General features: G+C 41.3%; 23 protein-coding genes and 1 other RNA gene. 19 read left to right on the top strand and 5 right to left on the bottom strand.

What is annotated here, in order from left to right:
* The first annotated feature begins 88 nt into the window (after nucleotides 1-88).
* The 7 genes from MKY18_RS10130 to MKY18_RS10100 all read left to right on the top strand — a co-directional run bounded on the left by MKY18_RS10130 (nucleotide 89) and on the right by MKY18_RS10100 (nucleotide 5,421).
* Nucleotides 89-259 (top strand): YpmA family protein, encoded by a 171-nt coding sequence (locus MKY18_RS10130; RefSeq protein ID WP_003215469.1) that lies wholly within the window; start codon nucleotides 89-91, stop codon nucleotides 257-259.
* 12 nt (nucleotides 260-271) lie between these two features.
* Nucleotides 272-757 carry a cell wall elongation/penicillin-binding protein regulator TseB gene (gene tseB, locus MKY18_RS10125; protein WP_065098290.1) on the top strand — a complete coding sequence of 162 codons (486 nt, stop codon included), beginning with the start codon at nucleotides 272-274 and terminating at the stop codon, nucleotides 755-757.
* A 115-nt stretch (nucleotides 758-872) separates the two neighbouring features.
* Nucleotides 873-2,165: an asparagine--tRNA ligase gene (gene asnS, locus MKY18_RS10120; protein ID WP_185108498.1), complete on the top strand. Its 1,293-nt coding sequence runs from the start codon at nucleotides 873-875 to the stop codon at nucleotides 2,163-2,165.
* Nucleotides 2,166-2,263: 98 nt separating this feature from the next.
* Entirely contained in the window at nucleotides 2,264-2,968 is a 705-nt protein-coding gene (locus MKY18_RS10115; protein WP_065098288.1) for a DnaD domain-containing protein, read from the top strand.
* 17 nt (nucleotides 2,969-2,985) lie between these two features.
* Nucleotides 2,986-3,648 carry an endonuclease III gene (gene nth, locus MKY18_RS10110; RefSeq protein WP_034661035.1) on the top strand — a complete coding sequence of 221 codons (663 nt, stop codon included), beginning with the start codon at nucleotides 2,986-2,988 and terminating at the stop codon, nucleotides 3,646-3,648.
* The gene (locus MKY18_RS10105) at nucleotides 3,645-4,154 is read left to right on the top strand and encodes a YpoC family protein (protein ID WP_185108500.1); all 510 of its coding nucleotides are present in this window, start codon (nucleotides 3,645-3,647) and stop codon (nucleotides 4,152-4,154) included. Before nth ends, MKY18_RS10105 begins: the two co-directional genes overlap by 4 nt.
* A gap of 116 nt (nucleotides 4,155-4,270) precedes the next feature.
* A protein-coding gene (locus MKY18_RS10100) for an IS3 family transposase (RefSeq protein ID WP_185108217.1) occupies nucleotides 4,271-5,421 on the top strand; the annotation gives its coding sequence in 2 pieces (ribosomal slippage) (nucleotides 4,271-4,544 and nucleotides 4,544-5,421; 1,152 coding nt in all).
* Nucleotides 5,422-5,479: 58 nt separating this feature from the next.
* Here MKY18_RS10100 and MKY18_RS10095 read toward each other — a convergent pair.
* Both MKY18_RS10095 and recU read right to left on the bottom strand, forming a co-directional pair.
* Entirely contained in the window at nucleotides 5,480-8,194 is a 2,715-nt protein-coding gene (locus MKY18_RS10095) for a PBP1A family penicillin-binding protein (protein WP_185108935.1), read from the bottom strand.
* Between the two features lie 43 nt (nucleotides 8,195-8,237).
* Nucleotides 8,238-8,849: a Holliday junction resolvase RecU gene (gene recU / locus MKY18_RS10090; protein WP_044141132.1), complete on the bottom strand. Its 612-nt coding sequence runs from the start codon at nucleotides 8,847-8,849 to the stop codon at nucleotides 8,238-8,240.
* Nucleotides 8,850-8,895: 46 nt separating this feature from the next.
* Between recU and MKY18_RS10085 the strand changes: the two genes are divergently transcribed.
* Nucleotides 8,896-9,852, top strand: a complete 957-nt coding sequence (locus MKY18_RS10085; RefSeq protein ID WP_185108933.1) for a DUF2515 domain-containing protein — start codon at nucleotides 8,896-8,898, stop codon at nucleotides 9,850-9,852.
* Nucleotides 9,853-9,875: 23 nt separating this feature from the next.
* On the opposite strand, the gene sspM is transcribed toward MKY18_RS10085, so the two are convergent.
* Nucleotides 9,876-9,980 carry an acid-soluble spore protein SspM gene (gene sspM / locus MKY18_RS10080; protein ID WP_012010346.1) on the bottom strand — a complete coding sequence of 35 codons (105 nt, stop codon included), beginning with the start codon at nucleotides 9,978-9,980 and terminating at the stop codon, nucleotides 9,876-9,878.
* 196 nt (nucleotides 9,981-10,176) lie between these two features.
* Here sspM and MKY18_RS10075 point away from each other — a divergent pair, with 196 nt between their 5' ends.
* The 3 genes from MKY18_RS10075 (at nucleotide 10,177) to MKY18_RS10065 (ending at nucleotide 11,398) form a co-directional block, all read left to right on the top strand.
* Nucleotides 10,177-10,410, top strand: a complete 234-nt coding sequence (locus tag MKY18_RS10075) for a DUF5446 family protein (RefSeq protein ID WP_223251159.1) — start codon at nucleotides 10,177-10,179, stop codon at nucleotides 10,408-10,410.
* 57 nt (nucleotides 10,411-10,467) lie between these two features.
* Nucleotides 10,468-10,839, top strand: coding sequence for a YppE family protein (locus MKY18_RS10070; RefSeq protein ID WP_044141136.1), 372 nt, complete (start codon nucleotides 10,468-10,470; stop codon nucleotides 10,837-10,839).
* A gap of 106 nt (nucleotides 10,840-10,945) precedes the next feature.
* Nucleotides 10,946-11,398: a YppG family protein gene (locus MKY18_RS10065; protein WP_065098283.1), complete on the top strand. Its 453-nt coding sequence runs from the start codon at nucleotides 10,946-10,948 to the stop codon at nucleotides 11,396-11,398.
* Nucleotides 11,399-11,418: 20 nt separating this feature from the next.
* On the opposite strand, the gene MKY18_RS10060 is transcribed toward MKY18_RS10065, so the two are convergent.
* The gene (locus MKY18_RS10060) at nucleotides 11,419-11,838 is read right to left on the bottom strand and encodes an Hsp20/alpha crystallin family protein (protein WP_003215994.1); all 420 of its coding nucleotides are present in this window, start codon (nucleotides 11,836-11,838) and stop codon (nucleotides 11,419-11,421) included.
* Between the two features lie 167 nt (nucleotides 11,839-12,005).
* On the opposite strand from MKY18_RS10060, the gene MKY18_RS10055 reads away from it, so the two are divergent.
* On the top strand, nucleotides 12,006-12,512 hold the full coding sequence (locus tag MKY18_RS10055; RefSeq protein ID WP_003216086.1) for a PTS glucose transporter subunit IIA: 507 nt from the start codon (nucleotides 12,006-12,008) through the stop codon (nucleotides 12,510-12,512).
* Nucleotides 12,513-12,564: 52 nt separating this feature from the next.
* Here MKY18_RS10055 and MKY18_RS10050 read toward each other — a convergent pair whose 3' ends face one another.
* Nucleotides 12,565-13,683, bottom strand: a complete 1,119-nt coding sequence (locus tag MKY18_RS10050; protein ID WP_065098282.1) for an NADH-dependent flavin oxidoreductase — start codon at nucleotides 13,681-13,683, stop codon at nucleotides 12,565-12,567.
* Between the two features lie 154 nt (nucleotides 13,684-13,837).
* Between MKY18_RS10050 and MKY18_RS10045 the strand changes: the two genes are divergently transcribed.
* The 7 genes from MKY18_RS10045 (at nucleotide 13,838) to MKY18_RS10015 (ending at nucleotide 20,590) form a co-directional block, all read left to right on the top strand.
* Nucleotides 13,838-16,084, top strand: a complete 2,247-nt coding sequence (locus tag MKY18_RS10045; RefSeq protein ID WP_106067083.1) for a DEAD/DEAH box helicase — start codon at nucleotides 13,838-13,840, stop codon at nucleotides 16,082-16,084.
* Nucleotides 16,085-16,107: 23 nt separating this feature from the next.
* Nucleotides 16,108-17,355 (top strand): ribonuclease H-like domain-containing protein, encoded by a 1,248-nt coding sequence (locus MKY18_RS10040; RefSeq protein WP_283923786.1) that lies wholly within the window; start codon nucleotides 16,108-16,110, stop codon nucleotides 17,353-17,355.
* Nucleotides 17,356-17,670: 315 nt separating this feature from the next.
* Nucleotides 17,671-17,907 (top strand): spore coat protein CotD, encoded by a 237-nt coding sequence (cotD, locus tag MKY18_RS10035; protein WP_080984739.1) that lies wholly within the window; start codon nucleotides 17,671-17,673, stop codon nucleotides 17,905-17,907.
* A 49-nt stretch (nucleotides 17,908-17,956) separates the two neighbouring features.
* Complete coding sequence (locus MKY18_RS10030) at nucleotides 17,957-18,499, top strand: DUF1273 domain-containing protein (RefSeq protein WP_221450818.1); 543 nt, start codon at nucleotides 17,957-17,959, stop codon at nucleotides 18,497-18,499.
* Between the two features lie 75 nt (nucleotides 18,500-18,574).
* The gene (gpsB, locus tag MKY18_RS10025) at nucleotides 18,575-18,880 is read left to right on the top strand and encodes a cell division regulator GpsB (protein ID WP_044141143.1); all 306 of its coding nucleotides are present in this window, start codon (nucleotides 18,575-18,577) and stop codon (nucleotides 18,878-18,880) included.
* 61 nt (nucleotides 18,881-18,941) lie between these two features.
* Nucleotides 18,942-19,325: RNase P RNA component class B (gene rnpB / locus MKY18_RS10020), an RNA gene on the top strand.
* 110 nt (nucleotides 19,326-19,435) lie between these two features.
* Nucleotides 19,436-20,590 (top strand): class I SAM-dependent RNA methyltransferase, encoded by a 1,155-nt coding sequence (locus MKY18_RS10015; protein WP_065098229.1) that lies wholly within the window; start codon nucleotides 19,436-19,438, stop codon nucleotides 20,588-20,590.
* The last annotated feature ends 2 nt before the right edge of the window (nucleotides 20,591-20,592 follow it).

Here is a 20,592-nt window from a genome sequence, read left to right as displayed (position 1 = left end):
GCTTTTTGTGTTCCGTTGTAAAAATAGTATCGGTTCCCGCGCCGAAAAGTATGACTAACAATATTTACGTACCGAGGAGGAATTAGAAGTGGAAAGTAAAATAGAGGTACTTTCAACTGTTCACATTAAGCATTCAGAGGACCTGTATAAAATTGTTGACTTATTGAACAGAACGCTAAAAAGAGAAGATCTCATGTTTGGATTGGCATTAGATCAAGAAGATCAAAATCAAGCGATATTTACAATATATCGCACATAGGGGAAGCTTGACATGAAAAAAATAGTTTGGATCATTTCATCCGTTGTGGCTCTTGTTTTGCTCATTGGCATCATCAGCTTTACGTGGATTTATCAGATTGCCATGGGGCAAAAAGAACAAGGTCATGAGGCGGCGATTGAACGAGCAAAAAAACAAGCAAACATCGTACAAGTGGAGCAAGTAGAAACCTTTGTCGGAAAAGAAAAACAATTTATTGTTGAAGGGAAAAACAAACAAGACGAAACAACCTATGTTTGGGTACCTGCCAGCAAAAAAGAAAAAGTGATTGAAAAAAAAGCAAAAGAAGGCATTACCTCAAATCAAGCAGTACAAGCCGTTCAAAAGGAGAACACGGTCTCTAAGCTAAAGGACGTTCAATTAGCAAGAGAAGGTGACGTACTCCTTTGGGAAGTGACGTACTTAAATGAAAACAATCAATACAGCTTTAGCTATGTCGACTTCTCGACAGGACACGTGGAAAAAAATGTAACACCATAGTTTCTCCTGTCTTGCGTTGACCATGCTGATTTAGAACGGTTATAATAAAATGTATGAAAAAAGAATCACACCTATCGAAAAGGTGAGTTTCTTTCTGGCTTTGGAGGGAATTATGTTGAAAACAACGATTAATCAAGTGTTCAAACATGTCGATGAAGATGTAACCATCGGCGCATGGATTGCCAATAAACGTTCAAGCGGTAAAATTGCATTCTTGCAGCTGCGTGACGGGACAGGCTTTATTCAAGGAGTCGTAGTAAAAGCAGAAGTGGAAGAGGAAGTCTTTAAGCTTGCGAAATCAGTTACTCAAGAAACATCTGTCTATGTGACAGGACAAGTGACAAAAGACGAGCGTTCACCTCTTGGTTTTGAATTGCAAGTGAAATCCATTGAAGTGATTCACGAAGCAACTGACTACCCGATTACACCAAAAGAGCATGGAACAGAATTCTTAATGGATCACCGTCATTTATGGCTTCGTTCTAAAAAGCAGCATGCCATTATGAAAATTCGTAACGAAATCATTCGTGCTACATATGAGTTCTTCCATCAAGAAGGTTTTGTGAAAGTAGATCCGCCAATTTTAACTGGAAGTGCACCTGAGGGCACAACGGAGCTGTTTGCGACGAAATATTTTGATGAAGATGCGTACCTTTCTCAAAGTGGACAGCTTTACATGGAAGCTGCGGCAATGGCACTCGGAAAAGTATTCTCATTCGGACCAACATTCAGAGCAGAAAAATCTAAAACAAAACGTCATTTAATTGAGTTTTGGATGATCGAGCCTGAGATGGCTTTTGTCGAATTTAATGAAAACCTTGAGTATCAAGAAAATTATGTGACTCATGTGGTTCAAAGTGTACTTGAAAACTGTAAAGTGGAACTGCATACACTAGGCCGTGATACAGCAAAATTAGAAAATATCAAAGCACCATTCCCGCGCATCACTTACGATGAAGCAATTAAATTCTTGCAAAAAAAAGGATTTGACGATATTGAATGGGGAGATGACTTCGGCGCGCCTCACGAAACAGCGATCGCTGAAAGCTACGATAAACCGGTGTTTATCACTCATTATCCAACATCATTAAAACCATTTTACATGCAGCCTGCACCAGATCGTGATGATGTCGTTCTTTGTGCAGACTTGATTGCACCAGAAGGCTACGGAGAGATCATTGGCGGTTCTGAGCGTGTCCATGATCTAGAGCTGCTTGAAGCAAGATTGAAAGAACATGGGCTAGATCAAGAAACATACAAATGGTACACAGAATTAAGACAATATGGTTCTGTACCGCATTCAGGTTTTGGTCTTGGACTTGAACGTACAGTTGCTTGGATTAGTGGAGCGCCGCATGTGCGTGAAACCATTCCTTTCCCAAGATTATTAAACCGTTTATATCCTTAAGACGTGAAAGCCTCCAACATATGGAGGCTTTTTCAAACGTTTTTTGAAGGGGCACGTGAAATAAAACGTGATATACTTAAAGTGAAGAGGTGTATCCGATGAATAGGCAGCAATTTATTAATATGCAGCAAATGGGTTTGACCAGTTTGCCTAATTTGCTGATTGCTCATTATGAGCAGTTAGGACTGAATGAATCACAAATGATGGTGATGCTTAAGATTAAAATGAATGAAGAACAAGGTGTGTTCTTTCAAACATTTGAAGAGCTATCCCATGGCATGACCATTTCAGCTGAAGAGTGTGCGTATATGGTTCAGCATTTAATTCAAAAAGGATTTATTTCGATTCAGCCGTTTGAAGATGGGTCTGGTATTCAGCATGACCGTTACTCAGTTGAGCCTTTATGGGGCGTGCTGTATGACTTTTTAGAGGCAAAACAAGCGAAGGAAGGTCAAAAACTTCACGTACAGGCTGAAAAATCTTTATATGCTTTATTTGAAGATGAATTTGGCAGACCGCTCTCTCCTCTTGAAGGAGAAACACTCTCGATCTGGATGGATCAAGATCATCATGATGCTGAAATGATTCGCCTAGCATTAAGAGAAGCGGTTTTATCAGGAAAATTAAATTTCCGTTATATCGACCGAATTCTGTTTGAGTGGAAAAAGAAAGGGCTGAAAACAGCGGAAGAAGCAAAAGAGCATAGTCAGCATTTCCGTTCTCAGCAAAAAACGCCACCTTCAAAAGAAGAGACGTCAACATATAAGCGACAAGTTCCTTTTTATAATTGGCTGGAACAATAACCAATAAAGGAGAAGTCATGTTATCAAAAAAACAAATCAATGAATGTTTAGATATTATAGGAGATATGTTTCCAGAGGCTGAGTGTGAACTTGTTCATTCGAATCCATTTGAACTTGTGATCGCTGTAGCACTCTCTGCGCAGTGTACAGACGTGCTTGTCAACAAAGTGACCAAAACGTTATTTCAAAAATATCAAACACCAGAAGATTATTTAAGTGTACCGCTTGAAGAATTGCAGCAAGATATTCGTTCGATTGGCCTTTATCGAAATAAAGCCAAAAACATTCAAAAGTTGAGCAAAATGCTGATTGAAGAATATGGCGGCGAAGTACCAAAGGATCGGGACGAGCTTGTGAAGCTTCCTGGGGTGGGCCGGAAAACAGCAAATGTCGTCGTTTCAGTCGCTTTTGGGGTGCCGGCAATTGCAGTGGATACACATGTAGAACGTGTCAGCAAGCGACTGGGAATCTGCCGCTGGAAGGATTCTGTTCTCGAAGTAGAACAAACCTTAATGAAAAAAGTGCCAGAAGAAGATTGGTCTGTGACGCATCACCGCCTGATCTTTTTTGGTAGATATCACTGCAAGGCGCAACGTCCGCAGTGCGAGTCTTGTCCGCTTCTTGATATGTGTAGAGAAGGGCAGAAGAGGCTGAAAAAAGGATTGGTGAAGCTGGCATGAGCGGGGCAGTTGTTTTTTCCTCATATGTCGAAAAACTAAAAGGGAAAAAGGTAGAGATGAAAGGCGGTCGAGTAGACATACTTAGAGATCATCCACTCGCATATGATCTATCATCAGAACCTTTAACAGATGAACTTCCATGGCAGAAAACAGAAGAATTTGTTCCTGTGATGTTCGAACTGTGGAATGAATTAAAAGAAAAAATGCTTCCTCGTTTTCAAACAAGAAAGTCCCGGTGTGAAGAAGATGATATGCTGCAAGGGATTGTCAGTATGATTGCGATGTTTTACTGGATCAAAGGGGAGAGACTGCAAACGCTTGATTGGGAACATATTAAGAAAGAGATATTTCCTGTTGCTCCTATTAATTGGACAGAACGTTTAGAGTTCATTTTGCTAAAACCGACTCAATATCACTGCTTCATTCAACTGGACGAGCTATACACAGAACTAAAAAAGCAGTATGGAAAATATGAAGCACTTAAAAAGATTAGACAAAACCGTTAAAAAAAAGCACTTGCCATATAGGGAACTGACCCCATAAGATGAGACAAATAAAAAACACCTTCAAGTTTGAAAATGGATCGTTGTGATCCGAAATAAAACATGGAGGTGTTTTTTCTATGGGGACAAGAGTGAGTTATCCGGTTGAAGTCAAACAGAAGGCTGTAGAAATGAGATTGGCAGGCGTACCTATGAAAGAGATCATGCAGAAATTGAATATCAAGAATAAGACGCAGGTTCAGACATGGGTGAGGTGGCATAAAGCTGGGGATACACACCGGTTCGAACAGCCTGTTGGAAAACAATATACCTATGGAAAGGGTCCCGAGTACTCTTCCGAATTAGAGAGACTGCAGGCAGAAAATCGCTATTTGAGTCAACAGAATGAAGTTTTAAAAAAGTACAACGAATTGGAAAGGAAGTTGATAAGGAAACGTCAATCAAACTGGTAGAAGAATTGTGCAAAACGATGACGGTACAGGACATCTGTGTCCATTTAGGCATCTTACGTACTTCGTATTATAGATGGAAAAAGGATCTGACTCAGAATCATTCTAAAAGACAACTAGAGAAACAGGTCGGCACGTTGTGCCGAAAGCACAAATATCGATATGGTTATCGAAAAATCACAGCTATACTAAAAAGGAGAATGCGTATTAACCATAAAACTGTTCAACGCATCATGCAGAAAAACCAGTGGCAATGCCGGGTTAAAATGAAAAAGCGTAAGAAGAATGGGCAGCCCTATGCCGTGGCCAGTAATATACTGGATCGGAACTTTCAGTCTGATCGCCCTCTTGAAAAACTAGTAACGGACATCACGTATTTGCCTTATGGACAGAAACAATTGTACCTTTCCAGTATATTGGATTTATATAATGGAGAAGTGATTGCTTTTACGATTGGTGATAAGCAGGACACAGACTTTATCTTAAACACACTTAATCAGCTCCCAGCACTGCCTGAGAATTGCGTGTTACATAGCGATCAAGGTTCTGTGTATACATCTTACGAGTATCAGAAAGCTGTTCATATAAAAGGCATTACCATGAGCATGTCCCGTAAAGGGACGCCCGCTGATAATGCCTCCATCGAATCGTTTCATTCCTCACTAAAGTCTGAAACGTTCTATCTTAACAGGATTGACCGCACTACGACCAGCATCGTAGAACGCACTGTCAAAGAATACATTTATTATTATAACAACATTCGTATTCAAACGAAACTAAACAACCAATCACCGATAAACTATCGGCAATTGGCTGTATAAAGGTGTTTTGATCCCTGTCTCAAAAACGGGGGTCAGTCCCTAGGCAAGTGCTTTTTCATTATTCATTTTCTTTTCGATTAGGAGAAGTTGATTGCGAACTTGAGTTTTGAGAGTTCGTTTTCGCATCATCTTTCTTTTTATCTTTATTGTCAGTTTGTGAGTTGCCGTTCCCATTTGTACTGTCTGAGCCATCATCGGCAGAACCATTATTTCCGTTTTCCGTATTTCCGCCTTGATCCTGATCCTTATCTTTGTCTGGATCTTTTTTATCATCTGGCTTTTGCTCATCAGTGCCTGGGGGTTGATTTTTGTTATCGTCAGTCTGGTCTGTCTGCTCGTCATCAGGCTGCTGCGGTTCTTCTTCTTCTTTGTTCTCATCATCTGCTTTTTCTTCCTCATCTTCATCATCCTTGATGGTGAGGAAGGTAGAAGCTGCTTTACTTGTGACATCCTCTACAGTGGCTGTCACTTGGAATTTATAAGTAGAGCCAGGTTTTACACCAGAGATGACGGCTTCTTTAGCAGAACTGTTTTGAATCTCTTTATAGCCGCCGTTATCAACCGCTTGTTTTACATTAAATGTAGCATCTGCGTCGTCATCATAGCCCCAAGTCAGTGTGATGGATTTTTTCTCTTCATCATACACCGCTTTTAAGTCAGAAGGCTTATCGGCTTCTTTTTTCTCATATGTGTCAGACACTTTTGTCGGAACCGTACCTTTGACAAAGTATTCTGTTGTCTTCTTCTCACTAGGTGTATTTGGTCCGGCTAATTTAGCTGGATCTGATCCTTTTTCAACCGTAGCTTCAACGACACTGTCTGGTTTTTCAAATGAGCCGCTTCCATCATCAATTTGAGAAATTAATCGCTGGAAGACAAGTTTGGCAACACGCTGTTCATAATCTGTGAGCCACATTTTGCCGTCCGCATCTTTGGAGTTACCGATCCCAGTCCAAACGGCTGCTGTATATTGCGGCGTATAACCAACAAACCACGAATCTTTCGCACCGCCAGAAGGAATATTGTATTTATTGATATCATCTTGTGTAAAGTTCGTTGTACCTGTTTTACCAGCTACTTGAACGTTCGGTACTTGTGCAAGTGTACCAGTTCCAGATTGGACAGCAGTTTTCAGCATATCTGTAACCATAAAGGCTGTGTAATCACTCATAGCCGCTTTGGAATCTGGCGTAAGGTCCAGCTTTGTACCGTCATTAAATTCAACAGACTTGACAGCATGCGGTTCGTTATAATATCCATTATTACCGAATGCACTAAAGGCCCCAGCCATTTTTAGAGAGGACACGCCATCGTCAAATCCACCGATTGAGTAAGACTCAGGAATGTCAGACGGTAAGTCCATACCTAAATTATTGGCGAATTGAACGGCATTGTCTGTCCCAGCTTCTTGGAAAGCTTTTAGGGCAGGGATGTTTCGTGATTGTGCCAAAGCACTTCTTATCGACATTTTCCCTAAATGTCTTCTGTCAAAGTTATTAATTGGTGTACCGTTTGAGTACGTATACGGTGCATCATCAATTTGCTGATACGTTGACCATTTTTTGTTTTCAATGACTGGACCGTAATCTAAAATTGGTTTGATTGTTGAACCTGGCTGGCGTTTTGCATCAGTCGCATAGTTAAAGCCGCCGGCTGGTACATCTCGTCCACCGCCAATAGCTCGGATCTCACCATTTTTCGTATCAAGCAAGGTAACACCTGCCTGCATACCTTTCGTAAATCCAACTGAATCCCCATTGATAATATCATCTAGGTGATCCTGTGCTTTTCGATCGAGTGAAGTATAGATTTTTAATCCATCTGTAGATACATCTACTTTGGCTTTTTTCTGTACTTCTTCCATGACTTCTTCAATGTAAGCAGAATACTTACTTGAGTTTTGCTTCTTATATTTATCAGCAGGGATGACAGTTTTGCTGACAGGGGTTGCTTTTGCAACATCATAGTCTTTCTCTGAAATATAGCCTTGTTTTTTCATGAGCCCTAACACGATATTGCGGCGTTTTTCCGCTGCCTCAGGATTTTTCACTGGGTTATAAGCAGAAGGACTCTGCGGCATACCTGCAAGTGTGGCAGCCTGTGCAACCGTTAGTTTATTTAAATCTGTCACGCCGAAAAATTGTTCAGCCGCTTTCCCAACACCGTAAGCATAAGGTGAGAAGAAAATGCGGTTTAAATACATTTCTAAAATTTCATCTTTAGAGTACTTTTGCTCAAGTTGAATCGAGAGCCATACTTCCTGTACTTTACGTTTTAACGTTTTTTGATTGTTAAGTAGAGTGTTTTTCACAACTTGCTGTGTAATTGTACTTCCACCTTCAGCTCCAAAACCGTCCTCGACGTTTGCGACAAGGGCACCGCCAATACGGATTGGGTCAATCCCGTGGTGTTTATAAAAACGTGCATCTTCCGTTGCGATAAATGCTTCTTTTACCACATCGGGTATATCTTTAATCGAGACATACGTTCTTTTTTCCGCACCGACTTCTGCAAACACTTTCTTGTCTATGTCATAAAGCTTTGAAGAATACGGTGTTTTGAGCTTACTATCATCAATTGAAGGAGCGCTCGATGCAAAAACGGCAAAAGTTGTGATTCCGGCTACTACACAAAGAAGACCGATCACGAGTAAAGATAAAAATATTTTTTTAAATAGGCCTGTTTTCTTTTTGCCTTTTTTGTTCTTTTGCTTCTTATTGTTTTCTTGACTTGCTTTACGTCGCTGTTCACGACTTGTAAATTGATCAGACATCACATCTCAACCTTTCGTGTTAAACCTTTTTCGAACGTCATTGCTACTCACTTTCATCCGAAAAATGAAGTGTCTCCACTACTTTAATATAATCAATTCTTGGCGAATATCCAAGTGTCATTAAGTGGCCGGCTTCCATTAATTCGTCTTTACTAATGGATTTCCGGCCGTTTAGCTTCTGCCGCTCCCAGAAGAAAAAGAGATCTGAAGCGGGCAAATAATAAACGGAGCCAAATGCGGATATAATAACGAAACAAATACCGCCTTGCTTTTCAACCTGTTTCATATGCTCAATTTGATGGTCGTGAAAATTTTTGAGCGGAAACGAGGTAGTGCTTTTGGTTTCCTTTGCTTCAAAATCGATATAGCGCCCTTTGTACACTCCATTATAGTCTGTTGTGGATGATTGTTTAAAATAGGCTTCTTTGATCACAGCAGCGCTTCTTTTTGGATAATCCACATTCACAATTTGAACGGGGGTAGGCTTTTTATGAATGACTGCGATCCCGTTGACCAAATAGTACTGGTTGGTTTCATTTAAGTCAGCCTCAAGCGTCATCCCGCGGTTACTATAAGAGGATTCGCCGCTGATTCTTTTTTTTGTCCCAATTGGTTGAATGGGCTGATACGATTTTCCGTTTGGATACCGAATCATCAAGTTTCAGCCTCCTTTTAATGCATTTTGTATTGGAGAGATACCTATGTTGTCACAAGAAGAGCACATCATCACTCAGCATATATTGCGTGAAACGAAAGTGAAAAATAAAGACAACCTGACGAGGACAAATGCTTATAAGCGCTTTTATGACCGTCATCCAGAGATGAAATGGTCGCTGCTTGCTTCCTTTGTCTCGAGAAATGCTGGATGGTCTATGACGGATTTAAAGGGCGAGCTCTTCCATCCAGGTTTAACAGATCAGCAGGGGCACCTTTTTTTCACAGCATATGAAAGAGCGAATTGGCTGATATTTTCGGATGCTTACCCTCAGCTTCTTTTGTATGAATGGTCTAAGCGGTGCGGCAAACCCTTGTTCCATCTGCTTCCGTATTTTTCTGTATCTCGTTTTATGAGCACTGAGTGGGAACGTTTTTGGCTAAAGCGTGACAGAGAGCGCCTTCTTTATGCACTCATCATAAATGAACAATATACTATACAATCTCCTATTATACAAAATCCTCTTCTGAAAAAGAATGTTTTTCACTCGATTCAATATCTGTTTAGCGAGTGGGGACATTTTCAAACCGTTGTTTTTCCAACGGTGGACGGGCATTTGTACGGGTTAACCATACGGAAGTTTTCCCACGTAAAGGAGCGTATTTCATTAGGGAAAAAACTAGCGAAACTATTATTTCGGGCCGATTTATTTTCGGATTTTTATCATTTTTTGCATACTGTTCCGCATACCGGATCACGGTTTGATTTTGAGCCGTTTTTAGGGATCGCTAGAAGGTCAACACCTTTTCTTCGAACTGTTTATCCAGTGATGACACATTCATTAGACGATCAAAGAGAAGATTGGTTTCAAAAGAAATTGAGCCCATCTTTGTTTGATGCAGAGACGTTGCCAAAACAAATTGAGCTGACCAACTGGTATTTTCATAAAAAAAGACAGCTTCGTTTTCTTTTCTCATTAGAGCACTATTTTTTGCATAAATAAAAAGCAGGGGGTACCTGCTTTTTTTACGTGGATGGTCGATTAGGACCGCCGAGCTTTTTATCAAGCTGATCTGTACTGTTTTCTTTCCCTTTTGGCTTTTGCTCTTTTGGTGCTGGCTGCTTTTTCATGAAATCTACCTCCTTTGTCCTTAGAATTTACACAATCGGACGCAATCATACAAAGAAGGACAAGCAGATGTCGAAAAGGAAGAAATAGCGCTCATCTACACTTAGATTGGCGATTTGCTTCTAGTTTTGTCATGTGTGAAGGAGGGTGTGAAAGAAAAGAGAATGTAACGAGAGACGATAAAGGAGGAATCTGATGATGAGCGAATTTGTATCAAAAGAATCCATTTTGCAGTTATTAGAGGAAATCGAGCGAAAAATTGATGCGGTGGAAGAAGAGCTGTCTCTTGCTGTGAACGAAACAACACGTGCAGCCATAGAGGAGCAAGAACAAATGATAGACCGGCTTGAATCAGAAGTAAAGGACTGTGAAGTGAAGATTCACGCAGCTGAGTATCAACTGGCGGCAAGACCGGCATACCACGCAGGGTAGCTTTCTATTTGAGCAATAAGTAAACGTTTGATAGGATGGTTCATAGAGGTGAACACTTTGGATAATCAAACATTACTTGAACATACACAAGAGCTGAGAATATGGATCGAAGAGGCGTATGAGCAGTACCAAAAGGGAAAGGCTGAAGAGGAATACCCCGTATATGATTTTCACACAGAAATTCAGCCGGCCGTTGAGACATTTGATCAGAAAATGGAAGAGTGGCTCACTGCTGCGATCTCGTTTATTCATCTGGCGAAACCTAGATATTTACACGAAGAACAGCTTGAAGCCGTCAAAGAAAATGGGAAAGAGGTTGTCCTGCAATCTTATTTTGGCAAACAGCATGCACCCCGTGTGAAAAATTTAGTTGAGTCAGTGATTTACACCCTGAACCTTTTAATAGAAGAAATCAACAAGCGCAGCTGAAGACATCGCTGCGTTTTTCTTATGGTTGCTTTAGGCACATCTTCTGCTTTTCATCATAATATATGAGTGACAAGACTATGTGTTGAGAGCGAGAGGAGCGAGATATATGATCCCTTATTCAAACCAGCAGCCGTATGAATTCAATCCATTCAATCAAGGGCCATTTCCGTATCCAGAAATGCAGCAGCAGCCTCCGCAGCCTCCAGAATATTTCATGCCGCCACATCAAGGTGGCATGAGCCAGGCATCACCTGCTGTCTATCAGCCGCCTTATGGATACCAAGAAAATGTGCCGCCTTATCAGCCGCCCGAAGCAATCAATCAACCCCAGATGCAGCCACCAGGCATGATGCCCATGCAGCAGCCTATGAACCCTTATCCTTTGCCCAGACCGCAAAAACAGCAATCATCTCAATTTAAAAGTGTGCTATCGCAATTCAAAAAAACGAATGGACAATTCGACTTTAACAAAATGTTTGATACAGCTGGGCAAATGATGAGTACGATGAATCAAGTAGGCTCATTAGCGAAAGGATTTACGAGCATTTTTAAAGCATAGTTAAAACCCAATAGAAGGATCTATTGGGCTCTTTGCTTTGGTGCCGTCACACGAAGCGTTTGATCTTTCCACACGCTTTTCATGTTCGTTTCATCTATTTTTGCCGGCATTAAAATGGTTTTTGTAAAGCTCGAATACGAGGAAGTTGTATCCGTTTTAATTGTTTCCTGCACGGATAAGTGTAAATATTGGGCTTTTACTTCTAGCGCGATATCGCCTTCGACAAAATGGTCTGGAAATTGGATTGCGATATACACAAACTGCTCATCCTCTGTCACATCGGTCGTAATCGATGCAAGTGAATGCGATGTGGTCATGAGCGCCTCCGCACTATTTAATATCTCATGAAACGGGGAGGATGCGAAAAATTGTTCAATCGCTTCATAGAGAATATCTTCATTTGCCAGCAATTCATGTTTCTTTTCGCCTTCATGTTCCATTTGAATCACCTCTCATCTACAGCCTATGCAGAAAGGACTCAGGCGGTTATCAATTGATGAGAGGAAAAAATTATGATTAAATAGTGTTGAATGAAGCAAGGTGTATGAGTGCAGCGTTTCATACACGGAATAGATCTAGAAGCAAAGCTTGAAGGGAGCAATTGACATTGCTGAAAAAATTATTCGGTTTCGGGAAAAACCAAGATGATGTAAAGGAAGAAATCATTTATTCTCCAGCTGATGGAGAGTTAATGGATATGACGGATGTACCAGACCCTGTTTTCTCTCAAAAGATGATGGGAGACGGCGTAGCAGTCAAACCAAATAGTGGCACGATTGTGTCACCAGTAGAGGGTGAAATCATTCAGCTCTTCCATACAAAACATGCAATTGGCATTCGAACACTCTCAGGGCTTGAGCTTCTGATTCATATCGGACTTGAAACAGTGGGATTAAATGGTGAAGGATTTGAAGCGCACATCAAAGAGGGAGATAAAGTGAAGATCGGTGACCCTCTCATTACGTGTGATTTAGAACTGATTGAAGAGAAAGCGGCAAGCACAGTGACACCGATTGTCATTATGAATGGAGACTTGATCGAGCATCTCGATAAAGAACCAAAGGGATCTGTTGAAAAACAGACATCTAAGCTTTTTACCGTTAAATTGAAATAATCAGGACACAAAAAAACTACCCAATCGTTTGAGGGTAGTTTTTTTGGTGACATTAATCTTCCATCGGAACCCAGCCTTGACTTGCTTCCATAACAGACCACAATCCTTCTGGAATCAAATATTGATCTTTTTGGCTTCGTTTAATGACAGTTTCAATCTCGCTTTCTCTGCCTTCTTTAATCTTCTTTGCCCAATCTGGGTCGACGATCAGCTCACGTGCGATAGCGATAAGCGGAATTCCTTGGTTATAGGCACTTAGTGCATCTTCGGCTGTAATGACGCTGCCTACACCGATGAGCGGAAGGGTATCGCCGCAGCGATCTTTTAGCAGCTCCATACGGGTCTTATCCGTATCTGCACCGCGTCTTGCTTTAGAGTCAATCTCCATTAAAGAGATATGCAAATAATCAAGGTTTTTAGTTTTAAGAACATCGACTAAGGTAAACGTCTCTGTCATCGTTAAACCAGGCGTTTCTGGTTCTTCAGGGGATAATCGATATCCAAAGATAAACGGTTTTTTCGCATGCTTTTCGATTGCTTCTTTCACTGCATCCACAACAGCGATAGGGAAAGCTAGACGCTTTTCTTCATTTCCTCCCCACTGATCTGTCCGCTGGTTGCTATGCGGAGAGTAAAATTGCTGTAATAGATAACCGTTTGCACCGTGGATTTCCACGCCGTCAAATCCTGCTTCGACCGCTCGTCTTGCCGCTTCTTTAAAAGAGTCAATGATATGGACAATTTCCTCTTCTTTTAAAGCGCGTGCAATCTGCTTTCCATCTTTAAACACATCACTTGGCGCAACCACATCACCATTTGGAACTAAGTGAGGGAGAGCCTGAGAGCCGCCGTGATGAATTTGAATGATGGCTTTTGTTCCCTTTGCCTGAATCGCAGAAGCTAGTTTTTTCAGGCCGGGTATATCTTCATCTCTTGCGATAGAAGGCTGTCCTTCAAATGCCTTACCATCTGGAGTCACGTTCGCACATGCTGTAATCACCATGCCCATATCACTAGATCTAGCTGTAATGAAATCAATTTCCTCTTTAGAAATAGTGCCATCCTCGTGAGAACCGAAGTGTGTCATTGGCGCAACGACTAACCGGCCATTAATAGACGCACCTCCTGGAAACGTAAATGGTTCAAATAATGGCTCAAAATCTTTTTTCATACGATTTCCTTCTTTCTTGAAATGTTTTCTCATCTGAAGTGTAATTGATATGGTTACATGCAAACAAATAATTTGCTCAAAAAAACATATCGAAAATTGTCGTCTAGTCATGCAAACAAATATTCGGTACACTATGTAAGAGAGGTGATGCGATATGAAAAAGAAAACAATGAACGAACTCATAGAAGAATTAAAAAAAGACGAACAGGTAGAACATTGGCATGAAATTGAAGCGAAGCCTGCACAGACCTCTCCGGTTCCTGAAAGAGTGAACGAAAAGCTGAAAAAGGCGCTTGAGAAACGAGGCGTGAGCGAACTCTACATTCATCAAAAGGAAGCCTTTGAACGTGTGATGGACGCAGAGCATGTGGTAACTGTCACACCAACAGCTTCAGGTAAAACACTTTGCTACAACCTGCCAGTCCTTCAGTCGATCGTAGAAGATCAGACAAGCCGCTCCCTTTATTTATTCCCAACAAAAGCGCTCGCACAAGACCAAAAGAGTGAACTTAACGAGATCATCCACGAGATGGATGTTCCGATTCATAGTGAAACATATGACGGAGATACCTCTCCCGCCATTCGGCAGCGAGTCAGACAAGCAGGACATATTGTCATCACAAACCCAGATATGCTACATTCAGCCATTTTGCCTCATCATACGAAATGGGTCAGCTTGTTTGAGAATTTGAAGTATATTGTCATTGATGAGCTTCATACATATCGAGGCGTATTTGGCAGTCATGTGGCCAATGTCATTCGCAGGTTAAAACGAATTTGTGCATTTTATGGAAGTGATCCGATTTTCATTTGTACGTCCGCAACGATTGCGAATCCAAAAGAGCTTGCGCAGCAGCTAACGGGAAGCAAGATGCATTTGATTGAGCGAAACGGGGCACCAAGCGGTAAAAAGAATTTTGTGTTTTACAATCCACCAGTTGTGAATAAACCACTAAATATTAGACAAAGTGCCGCCACTGTCGTTAATCAACTGGCTAAAACTTTTTTAAAGGAAAAAATCCAAACGATTGTTTTTGCTAGAAGCAGAGTAAGAGTTGAAGTGATTTTAAGTCATATTCAAGAGCTAGTGAAAAAAGAGATCGGCCCAAAATCAATTCGTGGATATCGCGGAGGCTATTTACCAAAAGAGCGGCGTGTGATTGAAAAAGGATTGAGAGAAGGAGACATTCTAGGTGTCGTCAGTACGAACGCACTAGAATTAGGTGTGGATATAGGTCAGCTAAAGGTCTGTATCATGACCGGGTATCCTGGCAGTGTAGCGAGTACATGGCAGCAGGCTGGCCGTGCTGGAAGGCGTCATGAGGAAGCACTTATTATTATGGTGGCAAGCTCCGCACCTCTTGATCAATATATTGTCAGACACCCTGAATATTTCTTTAATAGACCACCTGAAGCTGCCAGAATTAACCCTGAAAACCTCATTATCTTAGTGGATCATTTAAAATGTGCATCCTACGAGCTTCCGTTTCGGGAGGATGAACAGTTTGGCGGTATGGACGTAGAAGAGATTTTGCAATACTTACATGAGGAAGGCGTTCTCCATTTTAGCGGGAATCGGTATTATTGGTCAGATCAATCGTTCCCGGCGCATGGCATCAGCCTTCGATCTGCAAGCCAGGAAAATGTCGTGATTGTGGATCAATCAGATGTGGCAAATGTTCGGATTATTGGAGAGATGGATCGATTCAGTGCGATGACGCTGCTTCATGATGAAGCCATTTATTTACACGAAGGGGTTCAGTATCAAGTGGAAAAGCTAGATTACGAGCATCTGAAGGCTTATGTGAAACAAGTAGATGTAGAATACTATACAGATGCGAATTTAGCCGTCCAACTTAAGGTGCTTGAAATCGATCAGACGACAGAGAAGAAAGCTGTATCTGTTCACTACGGTGATGTGACCGTCAACGCAATGCCGACGATTTTTAAAAAAATCCGACTAAGTACCGGTGAAAATATCGGGTCTGGACCGATTCACTTACCGGAAGAAGAAATTCATACGAGTGCGGCTTGGTTTGAATTACACGAAGCAGAGCGGAGATTTGAAGAGAAGACACTTGAACAGCTGCTGCTAGGCATCGCAAATGTTCTTCAGCACATTGTACCTGCTTTTGTGATGTGTGACCGTTCTGATATTCATGTGGTTTCACAAATTAAAGCGGCACATACCGGAAAACCGACGGTCTTCTTATATGACCATTATCCTGGCGGCATCGGCTTAAGTAAGGAAGTACAAGCTCGTTTCGATGAAATAGCAGGCGCAGCCATTCAGCTCATTGAGCGGTGCCGCTGTGAAAATGGCTGTCCATCCTGCATTGGCATGGAAATGAAAGAAGTCAACGGAAAAAGCAGCATCGTTGAATTGATGTCCGTATTTTAAGGAAAGGAGGGGGACACCTGCTCATGTCTTTAAAAGGGAAATTAAACAGAATGAAAAAGCATCTATCACACAATCAGACACATGAAAACCGGCAGAAAACATCGGAAGGAAAACCTCAGCCTGTAACTTCAGAAAATATCCCATTTTTAAAAGAATGGGAAGCATTAGGTGTGTCTCCTTATCATTTTGAGGATTCCTTTTGTCTGATTCGGGAAGTCACCTATTCATTAGATGATCAGCATGGACGCTATTCGTTTGCGGAACTGCCGAAGATCATCGAGGCATGGAACGAAAGCGGCATCCAGCATTCGCTATCGGCTAAAGGGTACGAGCCGCACGAGCTGTTTTTCTTTGATACTGAAACAACAGGATTATCTGGCGGTACAGGAAATATGATTTTCTTGCTTGGACACGCACGTGTCTTTTCAGGCAAAGTGGTGGTGAAACAACACCTGCTCACCAATCCAGGAAATGAAGCGGCTCTTTACAAAAGCTTTCTGGATGAAGTAAATGTAGAATCGTTAGTTACATATAATGGTAAATCGTTCGATTGGCCGCAAGTGAAAACGAGACATACACTTTTACGAGATCAAATCCCTGCACTTCCTGAATTCGGCCATTTTGATCTACTGCACGGATCAAGACGATTGTGGAAGCATAAATATGAACGAATGGCGCTATCCGTTGTGGAAAAAGAAGAGCTGCACGTGCAGCGTGAAAACGACACGCCGGGGTTTTTGGCACCGATGATTTATTTTCATTTTTTAAAGGAACAAAACCCAAAGCTGATTGAAGGAATCTTGACTCATAATGAACTAGATGTCTTATCGTTAATCAGCCTCTACATCCATCTATCCAAAAAAATACTATCTGAGGATGCGGTAAAGGAATACAATGAGAAGTATGCGCTCGCTAGGTGGCATCTTGCTCATCGTGATGTACAGGAAGCAACGAAGCATTTGCAAGAATTAACGGATGCTGATTTTGAGCATGCGAATCAGGCGTCTTATGATCTTTCCTTGCAATATAAACGACAAAACGAGTGGGATGAAGCGGTTCAAATATGGGGGGGATTATTTGAATCAAGCGATCTCCATTTAGCATTAAAAGCGGGTATAGAGCTTGCGAAGTATAAAGAACATCGTGAAAAAGATGCAAGCTCTGCTCTATCCATCACTGAATCTTTGTTATCATTCTCATCGTTAAGTCAGCGAGACATAGAAGAACTTGAAAAGCGAAAAAAACGACTTTTGAGAAAAGTTGGGCAATAAACATTATTGCCCGGGAAAGCGCAAAACATGACAACGTTCGGCTCTCGGCCGAAAATAAAAATTGTTTAGCACTTTTATTGTAGAAAAGTCATGAATCCTGTAAAATAACGTTAGATATTGAATGAGGAGCGTAGAGCATGTATAAGGGTCTTTTCTACTTGTTTTTTCTTGTTGTCATTTTGGTCGCATTTGTGTTTTCAAACTATAAGGATGTTTTCCTTGCAAACTTTTAAAATAGGTTAATGCATTAGTACATGTACACCTCTTAATTCATACATTGTTAATGTAAGAAAATTAAGGAGAGGGGAATGCTACATGTACCATCATCATCATTGCCAACCAAATGTTACACAGCCAATTGTTCATCCGACGAATCATTGCTGTACACACAGTGATTCAACAACAATTGTGCCGCATATCCATCCGCAACATGTGACAAATGTTCACCATCAAAATTTCAAACATGTTCACTACTTCCCGCATACGTTTTCTCAGGTGGACCCAGCAACACATCAACACTTTAACTGCGGTGGACCTTGCTGTAACAGATAAAGTGGAATGGGACTTTTATAAGTCCCTTTTTTTAAAAGCAGGTGGAAAAATGAAAATTATTGCTGTCACAGGGTACAAGCCATTTGAGCTTGGGATATTCAAACAAGACGAGCCTGCACTTCAATACATAAAAGCGGAGCTTCAAAAAAGGCTGACAGCCCTGATTGAAGAAGGCCTGGAATGGGTTCTCATATCAGGCCAGCTTGGGGCAGAAATCTGGACAGCTGAAGTGGTATTTGAGCTTCAAGAAGAGTATCCAGCGTTAAAACTTGCCGTCATTACGCCATTTTATGAACAGGAAGAGCGCTGGAATGAACAAAACAAAGAGTTGTATGAAGGAATTCTTGCACAGGCCGATTTTGTAGAAAGTGTCACGCATAGACCGTATGAAAGTCCGGCACAATTTAAACAAAAGAACCGTTTTTTTATTGAAAAAACAGATGGACTACTCGTCCTTTATGATCCGGAGCATGATGGCTCACCAAAGTACATGATCAAAGAAGCGGAAAACTATACCGATTACCCCATTATGTACATCACAATGGATGATTTGAGAGCGCAAGTTGAGGCGGAAGATCCGTTTTTTGACTAAAAGCAAGAGAAAATTTGACAACGTCACGTATTTCTGAAAAAATATACTATGAATTCACGATATGAGGTGAAAAAGATGCTTGCTGATAAAGTAAAGCTTTCTGCAAAAGAAATTTTAGAAAAAGAATTTAAAACAGGTGTCAGAGGATACAAACAAGAAGAAGTCGATAAATTTTTAGATATGGTCATTAAAGACTATGAGACCTTCAACCAAGAAATCGAAAAGCTTCAACAAGAAAACCTCCACTTGTCTAAACAGCTTGAAGAAGCCGTTGAGCAAGGGAAAAGACAGCCTGCACAGTCTAATACAACAAACTCTGATATTTTAAAAAGACTATCTAACCTTGAGAAACACGTTTTCGGCAGCAAACTTTATGATTGAGCATTGCTGAAAAAAGCTTGTGCCTGATGTCATTGTCGTTTATAATAACGCTTGTTGATTAACGTTCGGGTAATCGCTGCAATGCTTTTAGACATTGCAGAGGAAAGTCCATGCTCGCACGGTGCTGAGATGCCCGTAGTGTTCGTGCCTGGCGAAAAAATAAGCCAGGGCAGCCTGGGAAAGGCTGACGGCAGGAAAAATGCCTACGTCCTTTTAGGATATGGCAAAGTATCCTTGAAAGTGCCACAGTGACGAAGTCTCACTAGAAATGGTGAGAGTGGAACGCGGTAAACCCCTCGAGCGAGAAACCCAAACTTGGTAGGGGAACTTTCTCAAAGGAACCAAACGGAGAGAAGGACAGAGAATTCTGTAGATAGATGATTACCACCTGAGTACGAGGCATTTGCCGTTTGCAGTACAATGGAACAAAACATGGCTTACAGAACGTTATATCCGTTATGATAAACATGATGAAAACAAAGCTCTCCTATTTCAACATATGGAGAGCTTTTATCTTGGAATACATAAAAGGACGAGAAAACAGGTGATAAATTAATGAAAACCTATACACTTATCGCAACGGCTCCAATGGGAATTGAAGCGATTGTTGCAAAAGAAGTAAGAGACCTTGGCTATGACTGCACAGTAGACAACGGAAAAGTGATTTTCGAAGGAGACGCTCTTGCGATTTGCCGTGCGAACCTTTGGCTGCGTACAGCAGACCGCATAAAGGTACAAGTTGCTGAATTTTCGGCAAAAACATTCGATGAGCTGTTTGAACGCACAAAGGCGATTGACTGGGCCGCTTTTTTACCGAAAAACAGCACGTTCCCAGTCATCGGTAAATCTGTGAAATCGCAGCTTGCCAGTGTGCCGGATTGCCAGCGTATCGTCAAAAAGGCGATCGCGCAAAAGCTCATATCCACTTACAACATACAGTCTGAATGGCTTGAAGAAACAGGACCTGAGTATAAAATTGAGGTTGCTCTTTTAAAAGATAAAGCTGTGCTCACGCTTGATACATCTGGTGTAGGTCTTCATAAACGGGGGTACCGCATGGATCAAGGTGGAGCACCTATTAAAGAAACCCTTGCGGCTGCACTCGTGCTATTAACGAACTGGACACCTGACCGTCCGTTTGTTGATCCTTTCTGCGGATCAGGAACAATCGCTATTGAAGCGGCCATGATTGGACAAAACATTGCCCCAGGATTTAACCGGGAATTTGCGTCCGAGTCATGGGAATGGATTGGTGAAGATGTATGGAACAAAGCGCGTCACGAAGTGGAAGAAAAAGCAAACTATGATCAGCCGCTCCACATTATTGCAAGTGATATCGACCACCGGATGATAGACATTGCAAAAATGAATGCAGAAGAAGCGGGACTAAGTGAATTGATTGAGTTTAAACAAATGCAAGTGAAAGACTTTCAAACAAAAGAAGATTACGGTGTGATTGTCGGAAATCCGCCTTATGGAGAACGACTCAGTGATAAACCAGCTGTTGAAAAAATGTATCAAGGAATGGGCGAAGCATTTAAAAGCCTAGACACATGGTCCATTTACATCTTAACGTCACATGAAAAGTTCGAAGAGTGCTTTGGTAGAAAAGCAACGAAAAAGAGAAAACTGTTTAATGGTTTTATTAAAACAGACTATTACCAATATTGGGGAAAACGCCCGCCTAGAAAACAGACAACTGAATTATAAAA

It is taken from the genome of Bacillus sp. FSL R7-0672, assembly GCF_038601465.1.
GTDB lineage: Bacteria > Bacillota > Bacilli > Bacillales > Bacillaceae > Bacillus > Bacillus pumilus.
This window is presented reverse-complemented; position numbering and strand designations above follow the sequence as displayed.